Source organism: Pseudomonas sp. T8, from assembly GCF_024610635.1.
In the GTDB taxonomy this organism is placed as follows: Bacteria; Pseudomonadota; Gammaproteobacteria; order Pseudomonadales; family Pseudomonadaceae; genus Aquipseudomonas; species Aquipseudomonas chlororaphis_I.
Genome location: NZ_CP102374.1, coordinates 2,587,680 through 2,605,346 on the forward strand (window position 1 = coordinate 2,587,680; position 17,667 = coordinate 2,605,346).

Sequence of the window (17,667 nt, forward strand, 5' to 3'; positions counted from 1 at the left end):
CTGCCGGCTGGTGCAGGAGAGAGGCTCTGCAACGAGGGTTCCAGCGAAGAACTCAAGTCGTCGAGGGGCCAGAGCCAGTGAAGGCGCGGCCAAGAAGAAGGCCGACAGCTGATCGCCGGCCAATAAAAAGCCCGGACGGGGTCCGGGCTTTTTGTATGGCGCTACGGCTTATTCGGCAGCCGGTGCTGGCTTGCGGCGCTTGAGCGGCGCCATGCCGTCCTGGCTGACCAGGGCATCGCTTTTCGGCCGGTTGGCGGTCTTGCGTTTGGTCGGGGCCTTGGCCACGGTTTTTTTCTTGTCGCCCTTGGCGTCGGTCTTTTTCTTCTTCACACCCGCGGCCTTGCCGGAGGCCTTGACCTTCTTCGGCCCGCTGTAGGTGCCTTTGACTTCCTTGATGGTGCGGCGCTCGAAGTGCTGCTTGAGGTAGCGCTCGATGCTCGACATCAGGTTCCAGTCGCCATGGCAGATCAGCGAGATGGCCAGGCCGTCATTGCCGGCACGCCCGGTACGGCCGATGCGATGCACGTATTCGTCGCCGCTGCGCGGCATGTCGAAGTTGATCACCAGGTCCAGGCCGTCGACATCCAGGCCGCGGGCGGCGACGTCGGTGGCGACGAGGATTTTCACCCCGCCCTGCTTCAGGCGGTCGATGGCCAGCTTGCGGTCCTTCTGGTCTTTCTCACCGTGCAGGACGAACGCCTTGTACTCCTGGGCCACCAGGCGGCCGTAGATACGGTCGGCCATGGCGCGGGTGTTGGTGAAGACGATGGCCTTCTGGTAGGTCTCGTTGGCCAGCAGCCAGTTGACGATCTGCTCTTTGTGCTGGTTGTGGTCGGCGGTGATGATCTGCTGGCGGGTGGTGTCGTTCAGCTGGCTGACCGCGTTGAGCTGCAGGTGCTCAGGGTTGTTCAGGACCTTGGCGACCATCTCGCGCAGGCCCGAGCCACCGGTGGTGGCGGAGAACAGCATGGTCTGCTGACGGTTCGGGCACTCGTCCACCAGGCGCTGCACGTCGTCGGCAAAGCCCATGTCGAGCATGCGGTCGGCTTCGTCGAGGACCAGCACTTCCACTTCTTTCAAATCGAGGTTGCCGGCGTTCAGTTGCTCGATCAGGCGACCCGGGGTGCCGATCAGGATGTCCGGCACCTTGCGCAGCATCGCGGCCTGGACCTTGAAGTCTTCGCCGCCGGTGATCAGGCCGGCCTTGATGAAGGTGAACTGCGAGAAGCGTTCGACTTCCTTCAGGGTCTGCTGCGCCAGTTCGCGGGTCGGCAGCAGGATCAGGGTCTTGATGCTGACGCGGATCTTCGCCGGGCCGATCAGGCGATTGAGGATCGGCAGGACGAACGCGGCGGTCTTGCCGCTGCCGGTCTGCGCCGTCACCCGCAGGTCACGCCCTTGGAGCGCGAGCGGAATGGCCGCTGCCTGCACAGGCGTTGGCTCGACAAATTTAAGCTCGGCCACGGCTTTGAGCAGGCGTTCGTGCAGGGCGAATTGGGAAAACACGGGTGCTACCTCGAAGATATGCAAAAAAACAGCTGCATAGGGTAACGGTTTCGGGCGCGAAGGCCGAGTTTCTTTCACGCAAACCACGGTAAACAATTGGTTTTTGTCAGCGATTCGTCCTTAACGGTAACTTTCGACGGCTTAAATGTTCTAATCGATCCGTCTCGTCTCATAGAGGAAGCTTCTGACCCCATGGATTTCAAACAGCTCTGGCTCAACGTTCAAGACCTCTGGGGGGCGCTCGATGAGCACCCGCTCCTGCATTCCAGCCTGGCCCTGGTCATCCTGCTGGTGGTGGCGCTGCTCGTCGGACGAGTGGCGCGCTACCTCATCCTGCACGCGGTCAAGCTGCTCGGCCGCCAACCGTCCCTGCACTGGCTCAACGACCTGCGCCAGAACAAGGTGTTCCATCGCCTGGCACAGATGACCCCGTCGCTGGTGGTCCAGTTCGGCCTGCACCTGGTGCCGGAGCTGAGCAAGACCAGCCTGGTGTTCCTCGGCAACCTGGCCCTGGCCTTCACCATCCTGTTCCAGGTACTGGCCATCAGCGCCCTGCTCAACGCCCTGCTGGACATCTACGCCCGCACCGAACATGCGCGCACCCGTTCGATCAAGGGTTACGTGCAACTGGCGAAGATGGTGCTGTTCGTGTTCGGCGCGATCATCATCGTCGCCACCCTGATCGACCGCTCGCCGCTGCTGCTGTTGTCCGGCCTGGGCGCCATGTCGGCGGTGATCCTGTTGGTCTACAAGGACACCCTGCTGTCGTTCGTCGCCAGCGTGCAACTGACCAGCAACGACATGCTGCGGGTCGGCGACTGGATCGAAATGCCCCAGGTCGGCGCCGACGGCGATGTAGTGGATATCACCCTGCACACGGTCAAGGTGCAGAACTTCGACAAGACCATCGTCTCGATCCCCACCTGGCGCCTGATGTCCGAGTCGTTCAAGAACTGGCGCGGCATGCAGCAGTCCGGCGGCCGGCGGATCAAGCGCAGCCTGTACATCGACGCCAGCGGCGTGCGCTTCATCAACGATGAGGAAGAGGTGCGCCTGGGCAAGGTCCACCTGCTCACCGACTACATCAGTCGCAAGCAGGCCGAGCTCAAGAGCTGGAACGAAGCCCAGGGCAATGTCGCCGCCATGTCGGCCAACCGCCGCCGCATGACCAACCTGGGCACCTTCCGCGCCTATGCCCTGGCGTACCTCAAGAGTCATCCGGACATCCAGCCGAACATGACCTGCATGGTCCGCCAGATGCAGACCACCGCCCAGGGCATTCCGCTGGAAATCTACTGCTTCACCCGCACCACGGCGTGGACCGACTACGAGCGCATCCAGGGCGATATCTTCGATTACCTGCTGGCGGTGATGCCGGAGTTCGGCCTGAGCCTGTATCAGCAGCCGAGCGGCAACGACCTGCGCGCCGGCCTGCTGCCGGCGGTGCTGGGCGCCAGTCATATCCCCGAAGTGGAAAAACGCGCGCTGTAATTCCCGCCTGATCGCCCCGTCCCCGGGGCGATCAACCCCTCTATCTGCTCAATCTGTAGGAGCGAAGCTTGCTCGCGATCCGCGCAGCGGCCTGACCTCGCGGTGTCTGTCAGATCACTATCGTGGGCAATCGAGCGTCGACCGGCCGCTCCTACAGGGCAGTGGCAGTAGTCGCGGCTTTTACGCCGCGACGGCTGATCCACACCGCCGCCAGGATCACCAGCGCGCCGAGGAACAGGCGCCCCAGTTCCTCATGCTGATTCCAGATCAACAGATTGATCAGCAGCCCCACCGGCACATGCAGGTTGTTCATCACCGCCAGGGTCGCGCCAGTGACCAGGCAGGCCCCCTTGTTCCACCAGTACAGCCCCAGCGCGGTGGACACCAGCCCGAGAAACAGCAGCACGGCCCATTGCAACGGGGCTTCGGGCAGGAAGTCCGGCTTGCCGAACAGCAGGAAGGCCGGCAATACCACCGCCAGCGCCCCCAGGTAGAAGTAGCCGAAACGCCGGTAATGCGGCAGGTCGCTCGGATGGCGCGCCACCAGGTGCTTGTACAACACCTGCCCGGCGGCGTAGGTGAAGTTGGCCAGTTGCAGCAGCAGAAAGCCCATGAAGAAATCCGGGCTGATGCGGTCGTAGCGGATCACCGCCGCCCCGGCCACCGCCACCAGCGCCGCCAGCAGGCCCCAGGGGTTGAAGCGCCGGTTCAGCGCGTCCTCGATCAGGGTCACATGCAGCGGCGTGAGGATGGTGAACAGCAGCACCTCCGGCACCGTCAGCACGCGAAAACTCAGGTACAGGCAGACGTAGGTCACGCCGAACTGCAAGGCGCCGATCAGCAGCATGCCGCGCATGAACGCCGGCTCCACCTGGCGCCAGCGGGTCAACGGGATGAACACCAGCCCGGCCAGCAACACCCGGACCAGCACCGCGAAATAACTGTCGACATGCCCGGCCAGGTATTCGCCGATCAGGCTGAAGGAAAACGCCTGGATCAGCGTGACAAAAAGTAGATAGCCCATTGCTCGCCTCGTCTTGAAGGGAGGCGACGATAGCGGTTTTGCCCCACCCGACGCAAAGCGGTGTATCAGAAATACCGCGGTGCCTGATTTGGCGACGGCTGCGCCGTCGGTCGCAGCCTCGCTGACGCTCGACAGCGGCTACGGGGCAACGGTTGCAGCCGATGGCCCAGTCACTCGCCTCCCCGCTTTTGTAGCCGCTGCCGAGCCCTGGCGAGGCTGCGATCGGCTGCATAGCAGCCGCGAACCCGGCAACCGCGGTGTATCAGAAATACCGCGGTACCTGGTTTGGCGACGGCTGCGCCGTCGAGCGCAGCCTCGCTGATGCTCGACAGCGGCTACGGGGCAACGATTGCAGCTGATGGCCCGGTCACTCGCCTCCCCGCTTTTGTAGCCGCTGCCGAGCCCTGGCGAGGCTGCGATCGGCTGCATAGCAGCCGCGAACCCGGCAACCGCGGTGTATCAGAAATATCGCGGTGCCTGGTTTGGCGACGGCTGCGCCGTCGGTCGCAGCCTCGCTGACGCTCGACAGCGGCTACGGGCCAACGATTGCAGCCGATAGCCCGGTCACTCGCCTCCCCGCTTTTGTAGCCGCTGCCGAGCCCTGGCGAGGCTGCGATCGGCTGCATAGCAGCCGCGAACCCGGCAACCGCGGTATATCAGAAATATCGCGGGGCCTGGTTTGGCGACGGCTGCGCCGTCGATCGCAGCCTCGCCAAGGCTCGGCAGCGGCTACAACGGACGTGACAAATCGCGGGCAAAAAAAAGGTTCTTCACGGAATTCCGGGAAACACAGAAACAAGAACGCCGATTTGATTGATGATGTTCGTGCGAGCAAACACATCTAAAAAACCGGCGTTCTTATGCACGATATTAATACTTTCCTTCCTTTTTGGGAGGGCTTTTCTGTCGTCACGATCAAGCCTGATGGCGATGCCCTACAGATCGATCTGACGCCCCACACCACCCGACTCCCTTCCTGTGGTGGATGCCAAAAGCCCTGTTCAACCACTCACGAGTATTGCGAGCGAGTCGTTCGTGATTTGCCCATTCTCGGCCGTGCAGTGCGCCTCAGCGTTTTGCTCAGACGTGTTGGCTGTCGTGACTGCGGCAAACGCATGGAGACTGTCAGTTGGCTGGATCGCTATGCCCGTATGACGCGCCGCTTGGCCGATGCGGTGATTCAAGCCTGCGAGCGCCTTCCCACGTTACACGTGGCTCAACTGTTTGGGTTGCATTGGGACACCGTTCGGCTGCTAGAGCGTCGCGCCCTGCAAACGGCATTGAGCGATCTGCCGAAGGCGCAACCACGGCGTCTGGTGATGGACGAGTTCGCTCTGTTCAAGGGCCATCGTTACGCCAGTGTGGTGCTGGATGCGGATACACGACGAGTGCTGTGGATCGGCGAAGGCCGCAGCCGTGCGGCGGTCAGGCCGTTCTTCGAAGAGTTGGGACCAGAGGGTTGCGCCCGAATCGAAGCGGTGGCGATGGACATGAACACCGCTTTTGACCTGGAGGTTCGCCGGCACTGCCCCAAAGCGCGCGTGGTCTACGACCTCTTCCATGTGGTGGCCAAATATGGCCGAGAGGTGATTGATCGGGTCCGCGTTGACGAGGCTAATCGGCTACGCCACGACAAGCCTGCTCGTAAGGTCATCAAGCAAGCGCGATGGCTACTGCTACGCAATCCACAGAATCTGAAAACGCCGGAACAACAGGTTCACTTGCAGGATTTGCTGGCGGCCAACCAAGCGTTGATGACGGTCTACTTGATGAAGGCTGAACTCAAAACGCTCTGGACGCCGAATACCGCTTGGAGCTGGAGATCGGCCTGGAAGCAATGGTTGCGCCATGCTCATGAAAGCGAAATACCGGCACTGATCCAGTTCGCCAAACGGCTAAAGAGTTACTGGCGGGGCATCGTCAGCCGCGTTCGCTGGCCGATGCACACCGGTCAGCTGGAAGGAATAAACAATCGCATAAAGGTCATCAAACGAATGGCGTACGGTTACCGGGATAGCGAATTCTTTTTCATGAAGATCAAGAGCGTCTTTCCCGGTATTCCGTGAAGAACCAAAAAAAAGCCCGATCTCGCAAAGCGTTCAATCGGGCAGGAGCACTCAGGAGCAACAAGTGCAAAGGGAGGTTCGATGCGCACACAAACTTGAAGGGGAGCGCAGGGCCTACTAGACCACTGCGCGATTATCTGGCGATTAACGGATTAAGCGACCTGGGCCAGTTTGGCGTTGGCCTGGTTCAGGCCCTTCTCCTGGAAGTCGCCGCCCAGGTTCATGCCTTCGGCGTGAATGAACTCGACGTCGTGGATGCCGATGAAGCCCATCACCTGGCGCAGGTAGGGTTCCTGGTGATCCGCGGTGCTGCCGGCGTAGATGCCGCCACGGGCGGTCAGCACGTAGGCACGCTTGCCGTTGAGCAGGCCCTGGGGACCGGTTGCGGTGTACTTGAAGGTCACGCCGGCACGCAGCACGTGGTCCAGCCAGGCTTTGAGGGTGCTCGGGATGGCGAAGTTGTACATCGGCGCGGCCATCACCAGCACGTCGGCGGCCAGCAGTTCGTCGGTCAGTTCGTTGGAACGCTGCAGCGAGGCCTCTTCGCTCTCGTTGCGCTGCTCGGCGGGTTTCATCCAGCCGCCCAGCAGGTTGCTGTCCAGGTGCGGCACCGGGGTTACCGCCAGGTCACGCACGGTGATCTGGTCGCCCGGGTGGGCCGCCTGCCATTGCTTGATGAAGGTCTGGGTCAGCTGGCGGGAAACGGAATCCTGCTGACGGGCACTGCTTTCGATGATCAGAACGCGGGACATGGGATGTAGCCTCCATCGGGAATGCTGTAGGTCGATGGAGCGCAGATTAAACAGAGTCATATCGATGAAAAAGCGCAAATAACTGCTATAACCAATCAATAAATTCGTTTATAAGCGGAGCAGGTCGCGCACCCTGCTCCGCTTTGCGCTTACTTGGCGGTACAGGTCAGGTCGATGCGCAGCTTGATGATGCTGCGGTTGAACTTGGCCGTGGCGTTCTTGAACTTGCCGGCCGCCACTTCCACCTTGCGCGTGCGCGGGGCTTCGGGGCCGTTGCGGAAGACCACCGTGCAGGCGGCGTCGGTGGTGCCGTAGTTGTTCACCTGGATCGAACCGATGTCAGCATCGGTGTCGTAGGCGGTGTAGTCGATGCTCACGCCTTCGAGGTGTTTCTTCACGTCGATGGGATAGGCGAACGCACTGAGCGGCAGCAGGGCCAGCAACACACAACAGAATTTTCTCATTCGGCAGTCTCCAATAAGGAGCGCCAGCTTAGGACAAGAGGAGCTCCTCATGAAAGCGCCCCGCGTTACCCTCGATCAATGGCGAACACTGCAGGCCGTGGTCGATCACGGCGGCTTCGCCCAGGCCGCCGAGGCGCTGCACCGTTCGCAATCGTCTGTCAGCTACACCGTGGCGCGCATGCAGGACCAACTGGGCGTGCCGCTGCTGCGTATCGACGGGCGCAAGGCCGTACTCACCGAGGCCGGCGGCGTATTGCTGCGCCGCTCGCGGCAACTGGTGAAACAGGCCAGCCAACTGGAAGACCTGGCCCACCACATGGAACAGGGCTGGGAAGCCGAAGTACGCCTAGTGGTGGACGCCGCCTACCCCAGCGCGCGCCTGGTCCGCGCCCTGACCGCCTTCATGCCGCAAAGCCGCGGCTGCCGGGTGCGCCTGCGCGAGGAAGTGCTGTCCGGGGTCGAAGAGGTGCTGCTCGAAGGCGTGGCCGACCTGGCCATCAGCGGCTTCAACATCTCCGGCTACCTGGGCACGGAAATGAGCTCGGTGGAATTCGTCGCCGTGGCCCACCCGGAACACGCCCTGCACCGCCTGAACCGCGAGCTGAATTTCCAGGACCTGGAAAGCCAACTGCAGGTGGTGATCCGCGACTCCGGCCGCCAGCAGCCGCGGGACGTCGGCTGGCTCGGCGCCGAACAGCGCTGGACCGTCGGCAGCCTGGCCACCGCCGCCACCTTCGTCGGCAGCGGCCTGGGCTTTGCCTGGCTGCCGCGCCACATGATCGAACGCGAACTCCGGGAGGGCCTGCTCAAGGTGCTACCGTTGGACCAGGGCGGCAGCCGGCACCCGACCTTCTACCTGTATTCGAACAAGGACAAGCCCCTGGGCCCGGCCACGCAGATCCTCGTCGAGCTGCTGCGCACCTTCGACACCGCGCCGCTGGACGCGCCGTTCGCCGCCCCGGAACAAGCCTGAACCGACACTTGAACCCTCCACGCGCCTGAACAGGAATTCAGCCATGGCCTATTTCGAACACGAAGGATGCACCCTGCACTACGAGGAATACGGCCATGGCGAACCGCTGGTGCTGGTTCACGGGCTCGGCTCCAGCACCCGGGACTGGGAAAAGCAGATCGCCGAGCTGTCCGCCCATTACCGCCTGATCCTCCCCGACGTGCGTGGCCATGGCCGTTCCGACAAGCCCCGCGGGCCCTACAGCATCGCCGGTTTCAGCGCCGACCTGGTCGCCCTGCTGGAGCACCTGAACCTGTCGCGGGTGCATCTGGCGGGGCTGTCCATGGGCGGCATGATCGCCTTCCAGCTCGCGGTGGATCAGCCCGGGCTGCTGAAAAGCCTGTGCATCGTCAACAGCGCGCCCGAGGTGAAGATCCGCAGCGCCAACGACGCCTGGCAGTGGTTCAAGCGCTGGAGCCTGATGCGCCTGCTCAGCCTCGAAGCCATCGGCACCGCCCTGGCCGGCAAACTGTTCCCCAAGCCGGAGCAGGCCGAGCTGCGGCAAAAGATGGCCGAGCGCTGGGCAAAAAACGACAAACGTGCTTATCTCGCAAGCTTCGATGCCATCGTTGGCTGGGGGGTCCAGGAACGACTTTCGCAAGTCGCCTGTCCAACCCTGGTCATCAGCGCCGACCGTGACTACACCCCGGTCGCACTGAAAGAAAGCTATGTGAAACTGCTGCCCGACGGGCGCCTGGTGGTGATCGCCGATTCGCGTCACGCCACGCCGCTGGACCAGCCGCAACGCTTCAACCAAACCCTGCTCGAGTTTTTAACCGCAGTCGACACCACCACCCAGGATCACTGACCCATGCTGAAAAAAATCGCCCTCGTCGCCGGCTCCGTTCTGTTCGCTGCCAACCTGATGGCCGCCCAGCCGGCCAAGGCGCCTCACGTCCTGTTGGACACCAGCTTCGGCAAGATCGAAGTCGAACTGGACCCGGTCAAGGCCCCGATCTCCAGCAAGAACTTCCTCGACTACGTCGACAGTGGCTTCTACACCAACACCATCTTTCACCGGGTGATCCCGGGCTTCATGGTCCAGGGCGGCGGCTTCACCCCGCAGATGGTGCAGAAGGAAACCCGCGACCCAATCAAGAACGAAGCCAGCAACGGCCTGCATAACGTACGTGGCACCCTGTCCATGGCCCGCACCTCGAACCCGAACTCGGCCACCAGCCAGTTCTTCATCAACGTTGCCGACAACGCCTTCCTCGATCCGGGCCGCGATGCCGGTTACGCGGTGTTCGCCAAAGTGGTGAGCGGCATGGACGTGGTCGACCAGATCGTCAACTCGCAGACCACCACCAAACAAGGCATGCAGAACGTGCCGATCGACCCCGTGCTAATCAAGTCGGCCAAGCGCATCGACTAAGGCCCTGTACGGAAAGTGGCTACACCCGCCGACTTTTCGTACAGAGCCCAAGGCTCAGCCGGGAGTCCCGGCGCAGCGCTGACACGGCGCTGCGCCTGCTTACTGATAAGGAGAGCCCGCCACGCGGGCGTCAGATCCCATGCTCTATCGTCGTTTTGAACAGCTGATCGATATTTTCCGCGACGCTCCCACTGCCGCTCCCCCCAACCGCGTACTGCCCTTCTACCTCTATTACATCAAGCAAGTCTGGCCGAGCTTCGTCGCCCTGCTGGTGGTCGGCCTGTTCGTCGCGCTGATCGAGGTGTCGCTGTTCAGCTACCTGAGCACGATCATCGACCTGGCCCAGGGCACGCCCAATGTCGAGATCTTCAAGACCCACGGCCTCGAGCTGGCCTGGATGGCGGTGGTCGCGCTGATCTTCCGTCCGCTGTTCGTCGCCCTGCACGACCTGCTGGTGCACCAGACCATCAGCCCGGGCATGACCAGCCTGATTCGCTGGCAGAACCACAGCTATGTGCTCAAGCAGAGCCTGAACTTCTTCCAGAACGACTTCGCCGGGCGCATCGCCCAGCGCATCATGCAGACCGGCAACTCGCTGCGCGACTCGGCGGTGCAGGCGGTGGACGCGCTGTGGCACGTGCTGATCTATGCGGTCAGCTCCCTGGTGCTATTCGCCGAGGCCGACTGGCACCTGATGATCCCGTTGCTGATCTGGATCGCCAGCTACATCGGCGCGCTCTGGTACTTCGTGCCGCGGGTCAAGGAACGTTCGGTGATTTCCTCGGACGCCAACTCCAAGCTGGTCGGCAGGATCGTCGACGGCTACACCAACATCACCACCCTCAAGCTGTTCGCCCACACCCACTTCGAGCAGAACTACGCGCGCGAAGCCATCGGCGAGCAGACCGAGAAAAGCCAGCTGGCCGGGCGGGTCATCACCAGCATGGACGTGGTGATCACCGCCATGAACGGCCTGCTGATCGTCTCCACCACGGGCCTGGCCCTGTGGCTGTGGACCCAGTCGCTGATCTCGGTCGGCGCCATCGCCCTGGCCACCGGCCTGGTGATCCGCATCGTCAACATGTCCGGCTGGATCATGTGGGTGGTCAACGGCATCTTCGAGAACATCGGCATGGTCCAGGACGGCCTGCAGACCATCGCCCAGCCCATCAGCGTCAGCGATCGCGAGCAGGCGCCGCGCCTGGCGGTGGCCAGCGGCGAAGTGCGTTTCGAGCATGTGGATTTCCACTACGGGAAAAAGACCGGGGTCATCAGCGACCTCAACCTGACCATCCGGCCCGGGGAAAAGATCGGCCTGATCGGCCCGTCCGGCGCCGGCAAGTCGACCCTGGTCAACCTGTTGCTGCGGCTCTATGACCTGGAGAGCGGGCGCATCCTGATCGACAACCAGAACATCGCCGACGTGACCCAGGAAAGCCTGCGCGAACGGATCGGCATGATCACCCAGGACACCTCGCTGCTGCACCGTTCGATCCGCGACAACCTGCTGTACGGCAAGCCCGACGCTACCGACGAGGAGCTCTGGGAAGCGGTGCGCAAGGCCCGCGCCGATGAGTTCATCCCGCTGCTCTCCGACGCCCAGGGCCGCACCGGCTTCGATGCCCATGTCGGCGAGCGCGGGGTGAAACTCTCCGGCGGCCAGCGCCAGCGCATCGCCATTGCCCGGGTGCTGCTCAAGGATGCGCCGATCCTGATCATGGATGAGGCCACCTCGGCCCTGGACTCGGAAGTCGAGGCGGCGATCCAGGAAAGCCTGGAGACCCTGATGCAGGGCAAGACCGTGATCGCCATCGCCCACCGGCTCTCGACCATCGCCCGCATGGACCGCCTGGTGGTCCTGGAAAAAGGCCGCATCGCCGAGACCGGCAGCCATGCCGAGCTGCTGGCCCACGGTGGCCTGTATGCGCGCCTGTGGCAGCACCAGACCGGAGGCTTTGTCGGTATCGACTGACCTGTAGCCCTGTAGCCGCTGCCGAGCCTGCGAGGCTGCGAGGCTGCGATCGGCTTGGGCGGCATTCCGACGAAGCAGTCGCAAACCGGCGAATGCGCTCCTTCAGGCAGATCACGGTTGCAAGATTTACGACCGCTGCGCGGCCGATCGCAGCCTTCGGCAGCGGCTACAAGGGGGCGGCTACTTCAATCACTACCCGCCCATCGCAGGCTGCGCCGGCGTCTACAGAAAAACGCCAGGACCCTTTACATCGGGCCCTGGCGTTTTTTTTCGCACTGGATTTGTAAAAAAAGCCTGCTGTACTGAGCCTAGGTTCTGGACCAGGGCCTGCGGCCAGCCTGCACGGCCGCATCACGGCTTTATCGCATCGATAGTCGACCTAAAAGGATAACTTCATGTCTCTGTTCAAACGTTCAGTCACTGAGTTGTTAGGTACCTTCTGGCTGGTATTGGGTGGTTGTGGCAGCGCCGTACTGGCGGCCGCGTTCCCAGAGGTCGGCATCGGCCTGCTCGGCGTGGCGCTGGCCTTCGGTCTTACCGTCCTGACCATGGCCTTCGCCATCGGCCATATCTCCGGCTGTCATCTCAACCCCGCGGTGTCCGTCGGCCTGGTGGTCGGCGGGCGTTTTCCGCTCAAGGAACTGCCCGCCTATGTCATCGCACAAGTGCTAGGCGGGGTGATCGCCGCGGCGCTGCTGTACTTCATCGCCAGCGGCAAACCGGGCTTCGAGCTGGCCAGCGGGCTGGCTTCCAACGGTTATGGCGAACATTCGCCGGGAGGCTATTCACTGGCCGCGGGTTTTGTCAGCGAGCTGGTGATGACCGGGATGTTCGTGGTGATCATCCTCGGCGCCACCGATAAACGCGCGCCGGTGGGCTTCGCGCCAATCGCCATCGGCCTGGCGCTGACGCTGATCCACCTGATCTCGATCCCGGTGACCAACACCTCGGTCAACCCGGCGCGCAGCACCGGGCCGGCCTTGATCGTCGGAGGCTGGGCGATCCAGCAACTGTGGCTGTTCTGGCTGGCGCCGATTCTCGGCGCGGTGGTCGGCGGTGGTATCTATCGCTGGCTGGGCAAGGAAGACAGCTGAAAACCACCTCGAGGGTCACGCCTGCCGATACGGCAGCGCGGCCCTCGCCTCTTCGGCGTAAGCCAGCACGCCCGCCCGCTCCTGATGGAGAAAATCCTCCACCGCCGCTTTCAAGCCGGGGTGGCGCAGGTAGTGCCAGGACCGGGTGATCACCGGCTCGAACCCCCGAATCAACTTGTGCTCGCCCTGGGCACCGGCGTCGAAACGCTGCATGCCCTGGGCGATCGCATAGTCCATGCCCTGGTAGAAACAGGTTTCGAAATGCAGGCGATCGAACTCCGCCAGGCAACCCCAGTAACGCCCGTAGAAACTGTCGCCACCGATCAGGCTGAAGGCCATGGCCACCGGCCTGGCGTTCTGCTTGGCCAGCACCACGCGGATGGCCTCGGGCATGCGTTCGGCCAGCAGGCTGAAAAAAGCCCGGGTCAGGTAGGGTGACTGGCGCCGCACCGCATAGGTGTTGGCGTAACAGGCGTAGACAAAATCCCACTGCGCTTCGCTGAGCTGCCGGCCTTCGAGCCACTCGAACTCGATGCCTTGCCCCGCCACCTGTTCGCGCTCCTTGCGCATCTGTTTGCGCTTGCGCGAGCTGAGGTTATCGAGAAAATCCTGAAAGTCCCGATAACCACGGTTCTGCCAGTGGAACTGGCAACCCAGGCGCTGCAGCCAGCCGTCCTGCCCGGCCAGGGCGGCATCGGTAAAGGCATCGGTGAAGTTGATGTGGGCGCTGGAAAGCCCTTCGATCTCCAGGTAACCGGGCAGGCTTTGCAGCAGTTCGAGGCCGTCTTCCAGGCTCGCCGCCAGCAGCCGCGCGCCGCTGACCGGGCTGAAGGGCACGGCGCTCAGCAGCTTGGGGTAATACTCGATGCCAGCCCGGGCGCAGGCGTCGGCCCAGCCATGGTCGAACACGTACTCACCGTAGGAATGCCACTTGCGGTAGCTGGGCAACGCCGCGATCAGGCGCCCGTCTTGCACATGCAGCAGGTGCTCGGCCTGCCAGCCGGAACGCGGGCCGAGGCTGCCGCTGTCTTCCAGCGTGCTGAGAAAGGCGTGGCGCAGAAACGGCTGGCCGTCACTGAGCAGGCCGTCCCATTGCTGCGGATCGACGGCGGCCAGGCTGGTCAAGGATTGCAACGGCATTGGGTTCCCCACAAGTGATGCCACGAACGCGCCGAGTATCGCCGATCACTGCCCCAGGTGCAGCAACAGGAAATCGATGAACGCCCGCGACTTGTGCGGCAGGTGCGAGCTGTTGGGAAACACCACGTTCACCGACTGCGAAGGCAAGGCGTAATCGGGCAGCAGGCGCACCAGCCGGCCGCTCGCCAGGTCGTCCTCGACCACCCAGCCGGGCAGTACCGACACCCCCAGGGACGACAGGGTCATGGCGCGAATGGCGGTGGAAGAATTGGACTCGAAATGATTGGGCCCGCTGACCTCGACCTGGCCCAGTTGCGGGTGGTTCAGGGTCCAGTTGGTCGGCCCTTGCAGGTTGCTGTTGGCGATCCACGGCACGCTGTTCAGGTCCAGGGGCTCGACCACCGGATGGCGCACCAGAAAGTCCGGGCTGGCCACCAGGACGATGTCGTAGTCGGCCAGCTTGCGGCTCTTGAAAGCCGAGTCGGCGAGGTTGCCCAGGCGGATCACCAGGTCGAGTTTTTCCGCCACCAGATCATTCAACGAAGAGTTGAAGTTATAACAAAGACGGATCTCCGGATAACGTTCGGTGAACTTGGAAATGATCGGCAGTATATAGCGCTCGCCATACTCGCTAGTTGAACTGAACCGCAACTTACCGGAAATACGATTATGCCCATGCAGGACATTTTCGAAGGCATTGTCGATATCCGCGACAATGCCCTTGAACTCGTTATAAAAGTCCTGGCCTATTTCCGTCAGGGATATATTGCGGGTATTACGGATCAACAGGGTCGCCGACAAAACTTCCTCGAGCGCCTTGACATGCAGGCTGGCCATGGCTTTGCTGATGCACAGGTAATTGGCCGCCTTGGTATAGGAACCGAAATCGACAACCGCCAGGAATGTCTGGACGCGATTTAGATGCGTGTGCATGTTATAGCTCACTGTTTTTGTAAATCATTGTTAAATCCCATCAAACAATGTTTCAAGTATAGGCGTATCGACACCCTCGGTCTATCGCTCCTATGATCCCGCCGCAAAAGGGAGATCATATGACTTATCGCTACAAAGTGGCTCTTATATTCCTCATCGGATTCTTTATCGACTGTATAAACATATTCATGTCGGCCGTGGCTTTACCGAGTATTGCCCATGACATGCACGTCTCGACTTCATCCGTGGCCTGGGTGGCCAATGCTTATATTCTCGGCCTGACCCTGATCATTCCGGTAAGCACCTGGCTGGCCGGACGATTCGGCAGCCGCGAAACCCTCACCGCCTCGATGCTGGTGTTCAGCACCGCCGTATGGATGTGCGGGATGGCCGGCAGCTTCCATGAGCTGGTGATCTGGCGCTTCGTCCAGGGCATCGGCGGCGGCTTGCTGATCCCGGTGGGCCAGGCCCTGACCTTCAACCTGTTCCAGGGCCCGCAGCGGGCCAAGATCTCCACCCTGGTGATGGCCGTCGCCCTGATCGCCCCGGCCATCTCGCCGACCATCGGCGGCGTGATCGTCGACAGCAGCTCCTGGCGCTGGGTGTTCCACAGCAACATTCCGTTCTCGCTGATCGCCGCCGCCCTGTCCTGGTTGTGGATCAAGGAAGCCCGTCCCGCCAGACTGGCGCGCCCGGACATCAAGGGTCTGCTGCTGGTCAGCGCGGCCCTGGGCAGCCTGCTGATGGGCATGTCGCTGTACGGCGGCGACTACCCGCCGCTGGCCGCCCTGAGCTGCCTGATGCTGGGGGTCACCTGCGTGGTGCTGTATGTCCTGCACTACCGCCGCTGCGACAACGCCATCGTCGAGTTGAGCCTGCTCAAGAGCAAGAAGCTCAGCACCTCAATCTTCATCTACTACGCGATTCCCGGGGTGTTCACCGGGGTCAACCTGCTGAGCATCTTCTTCCTGCAGAACAGCCTGCACTTCAGCGCCAAGCTGACCGGCATGTTCATGATCCTCTACGCCGGCGGTGCCTTCATCGCCATGCTGGTCTGCGGCCGGGTCTACAACCGCTTCGGCGCCCGGCGCCTGTTCACCCTCGGCATGCTCCTGCACAGCGCCGGCATCGCCACCCTGTACCTGGTCGACAGCGCCGCCGACCTGCCGATCATCGTCATCGCCTACTGCCTGATGGGCATCGGCGGCGGCATCGGCGCCAACACCGCGCAAACCACTTCGCTGATGGACTTCGAAGGTGCCGATACCCACAAGGGCAGCGTGATCTGGAACATCAACCGGCAGATGTCCTTCAGCATCGGCGCCGCGCTGTTCCTGATGATCTACAACCTGCTGCTCGCCAGCCTGGCGTCTACCCCGGCCTATCACCTGACCTTCGTCATCGCGGCGGTGATGGGTCTGTTACCCCTGTTGCAGATGAGCAACCTGACCACGCAAAAGGAATGTCATGCACAACACAATCGTTGAACAGGCCAAACACAGCATTCATGCGATCCACGAGCTGATCCACGCGGTCTTCACCGACCAGGACGGCAACGGCGCCGCCGCCATCGACCGCCTGCTGCCGGCCTTCGCCGAACACTTCAGCATGGTCACCACCGCGGGCGCCATCGTCAGCCGCGAGCAGGTCGAACAGATGTTCCGCGGCGCCGTCGGTGCCCGCCCCGGCCTGGAGATCCTCGTCAGCGACCTGCACACCGTCTGGCACGAAGGCCACAGCGCGGCGATCCGCTACAAGGAAACCCATCGCCTGGAGCAGAAGGAAACCTCACGCCTCTCGGTGGTGGTGATCCGGATCCATGAGCACTCGGCCCAGTGGCTGTACCTGCATGAAACACCGTTAAGCTGACAGCGAGTCACCCCATGAATTACCAGATCACCCAGTGCCTGATGCTCTCGCCAAGCATCAAGGAAATCACTCTGGCGCCTCTTGTGCCGACCCCCTGCGAGGCCACCGCCGGGGCCCACTTCAAATGGTGGATTCCCCAACTCGAGCAATGGCGTCACTACTCCCGGGTCGAGCTGGCCGAACATGAGCTGCCCCTGGGCAGCCTGGTGTTCGCCATTCGCCTGAACCCCGACTCGCCCAGCAGCGCTTATATCCGCCAGCTGAGCGTCGGCGACCAGGTGCGGCTCGACGGTCCGTTCAATGCCTTCGACTACCAGCTGGACGACAGCGACGGCGCCGACATCGCCCTCGCCGGCGGCATCGGCATCACGCCGTTGACCGGCATCCTCGGGCATCTGCGAGCCCGGCAGCGCCCGGCGCGGCTGCACTATTTCGCCAAGAGCGCGGACGACGCGGCCTACGCCGCACAGATGCGCGAGCTGTTGCAGGACAGCCTGAGCCTGCACTGCTCCGACTCGGCCGAGGGGCGCCCGTCGGTGGCCGCGGTGCTGGGCCAGTTGCAGCCCCGGGATCGCCTGTATGTGTGCGGCCCGCAAGCCATGCTCAACGATGTATTCAGCCATGCCCAGAGCTTGGGCTTTCCTCGCGAACGCATCCACTTCGAAATCTTCAACACCACCCTGGCGGAAGACGAACCCGGCTTCGCCGTGCATGCCGCGGACTCCGGCATCGACCTGCGGGTGCAGCCCGGCCAGTCCCTGCTCGACGCCCTCGAAGAGGCCGGCCTGGAGCCGCTCTACGACTGCCGTCGCGGCGAATGCGGGGTGTGCGAGCTGGACGTGCTGGAAGGTGAAGTCGATCACCGCGATTTCATCATGAGCCCGCAGCAGGCCGCCTGCTGCAACAAGATCTACCCCTGCGTATCCCGGGCCAAAGGCCCAAGCCTGAAACTGGTCATCTAAAGAGAGA

At 62.6% G+C, this 17,667-nt stretch carries 16 protein-coding genes; 10 read left to right on the top strand and 6 right to left on the bottom strand.

Going from position 1 to position 17,667, the window contains the following annotated elements:
- Positions 1-168: 168 nt before the first annotated feature.
- The gene (locus NRG23_RS11535; RefSeq protein ID WP_009047613.1) at positions 169-1,506 is read right to left on the bottom strand and encodes a DEAD/DEAH box helicase; all 1,338 of its coding nucleotides are present in this window, start codon (positions 1,504-1,506) and stop codon (positions 169-171) included.
- 192 nt (positions 1,507-1,698) lie between these two features.
- Between NRG23_RS11535 and NRG23_RS11540 the strand changes: the two genes are divergently transcribed.
- The gene (locus tag NRG23_RS11540) at positions 1,699-2,997 is read left to right on the top strand and encodes a mechanosensitive ion channel family protein (protein WP_009047612.1); all 1,299 of its coding nucleotides are present in this window, start codon (positions 1,699-1,701) and stop codon (positions 2,995-2,997) included.
- A 151-nt stretch (positions 2,998-3,148) separates the two neighbouring features.
- Here NRG23_RS11540 and NRG23_RS11545 read toward each other — a convergent pair whose 3' ends face one another.
- On the bottom strand, positions 3,149-4,021 hold the full coding sequence (locus NRG23_RS11545) for a carboxylate/amino acid/amine transporter (RefSeq protein WP_009047611.1): 873 nt from the start codon (positions 4,019-4,021) through the stop codon (positions 3,149-3,151).
- 860 nt (positions 4,022-4,881) lie between these two features.
- On the opposite strand from NRG23_RS11545, the gene NRG23_RS11550 reads away from it, so the two are divergent.
- Entirely contained in the window at positions 4,882-6,087 is a 1,206-nt protein-coding gene (locus tag NRG23_RS11550; RefSeq protein ID WP_038575043.1) for an ISL3 family transposase, read from the top strand.
- Between the two features lie 152 nt (positions 6,088-6,239).
- Here NRG23_RS11550 and NRG23_RS11555 read toward each other — a convergent pair whose 3' ends face one another.
- Positions 6,240-6,839 carry an FMN-dependent NADH-azoreductase gene (locus tag NRG23_RS11555; protein WP_016704169.1) on the bottom strand — a complete coding sequence of 200 codons (600 nt, stop codon included), beginning with the start codon at positions 6,837-6,839 and terminating at the stop codon, positions 6,240-6,242.
- Positions 6,840-6,988: 149 nt separating this feature from the next.
- On the bottom strand, positions 6,989-7,303 hold the full coding sequence (locus tag NRG23_RS11560) for a hypothetical protein (RefSeq protein ID WP_007920629.1): 315 nt from the start codon (positions 7,301-7,303) through the stop codon (positions 6,989-6,991).
- Between the two features lie 49 nt (positions 7,304-7,352).
- Between NRG23_RS11560 and NRG23_RS11565 the strand changes: the two genes are divergently transcribed.
- From NRG23_RS11565 to aqpZ, 5 genes are all read left to right on the top strand, one after another.
- A complete protein-coding gene (locus NRG23_RS11565; protein ID WP_007920628.1) occupies positions 7,353-8,276 on the top strand; it encodes a LysR family transcriptional regulator in 924 nt (307 codons plus the stop codon).
- Positions 8,277-8,319: 43 nt separating this feature from the next.
- A complete protein-coding gene (locus NRG23_RS11570) occupies positions 8,320-9,123 on the top strand; it encodes an alpha/beta fold hydrolase (protein WP_124301231.1) in 804 nt (267 codons plus the stop codon).
- A 3-nt stretch (positions 9,124-9,126) separates the two neighbouring features.
- The gene (locus tag NRG23_RS11575; protein ID WP_007920626.1) at positions 9,127-9,690 is read left to right on the top strand and encodes a peptidylprolyl isomerase A; all 564 of its coding nucleotides are present in this window, start codon (positions 9,127-9,129) and stop codon (positions 9,688-9,690) included.
- A gap of 139 nt (positions 9,691-9,829) precedes the next feature.
- A complete protein-coding gene (locus tag NRG23_RS11580; protein ID WP_110177413.1) occupies positions 9,830-11,662 on the top strand; it encodes an ABC transporter ATP-binding protein in 1,833 nt (610 codons plus the stop codon).
- 395 nt (positions 11,663-12,057) lie between these two features.
- On the top strand, positions 12,058-12,756 hold the full coding sequence (aqpZ, locus tag NRG23_RS11585; RefSeq protein ID WP_009047606.1) for an aquaporin Z: 699 nt from the start codon (positions 12,058-12,060) through the stop codon (positions 12,754-12,756).
- 15 nt (positions 12,757-12,771) lie between these two features.
- On the opposite strand, the gene NRG23_RS11590 is transcribed toward aqpZ, so the two are convergent.
- Together NRG23_RS11590 and NRG23_RS11595 are read right to left on the bottom strand one after the other, a co-directional pair.
- Positions 12,772-13,896: a GNAT family N-acetyltransferase gene (locus tag NRG23_RS11590; RefSeq protein WP_257374639.1), complete on the bottom strand. Its 1,125-nt coding sequence runs from the start codon at positions 13,894-13,896 to the stop codon at positions 12,772-12,774.
- A 45-nt stretch (positions 13,897-13,941) separates the two neighbouring features.
- Positions 13,942-14,829: a LysR family transcriptional regulator gene (locus tag NRG23_RS11595; protein ID WP_257374640.1), complete on the bottom strand. Its 888-nt coding sequence runs from the start codon at positions 14,827-14,829 to the stop codon at positions 13,942-13,944.
- A gap of 119 nt (positions 14,830-14,948) precedes the next feature.
- Between NRG23_RS11595 and NRG23_RS11600 the strand changes: the two genes are divergently transcribed.
- The 3 genes from NRG23_RS11600 to NRG23_RS11610 are packed head-to-tail and all read left to right on the top strand — an operon-like array spanning position 14,949 to position 17,660.
- Positions 14,949-16,316, top strand: coding sequence for an MFS transporter (locus NRG23_RS11600; RefSeq protein ID WP_028681884.1), 1,368 nt, complete (start codon positions 14,949-14,951; stop codon positions 16,314-16,316).
- The gene (locus NRG23_RS11605) at positions 16,297-16,698 is read left to right on the top strand and encodes a DUF4440 domain-containing protein (RefSeq protein WP_257374641.1); all 402 of its coding nucleotides are present in this window, start codon (positions 16,297-16,299) and stop codon (positions 16,696-16,698) included. The genes NRG23_RS11600 and NRG23_RS11605 overlap by 20 nt, the downstream gene beginning before the upstream one ends.
- A 14-nt stretch (positions 16,699-16,712) precedes the next feature.
- Positions 16,713-17,660 (top strand): flavin reductase family protein, encoded by a 948-nt coding sequence (locus NRG23_RS11610; protein ID WP_257374642.1) that lies wholly within the window; start codon positions 16,713-16,715, stop codon positions 17,658-17,660.
- Positions 17,661-17,667: the final 7 nt, after the last annotated feature.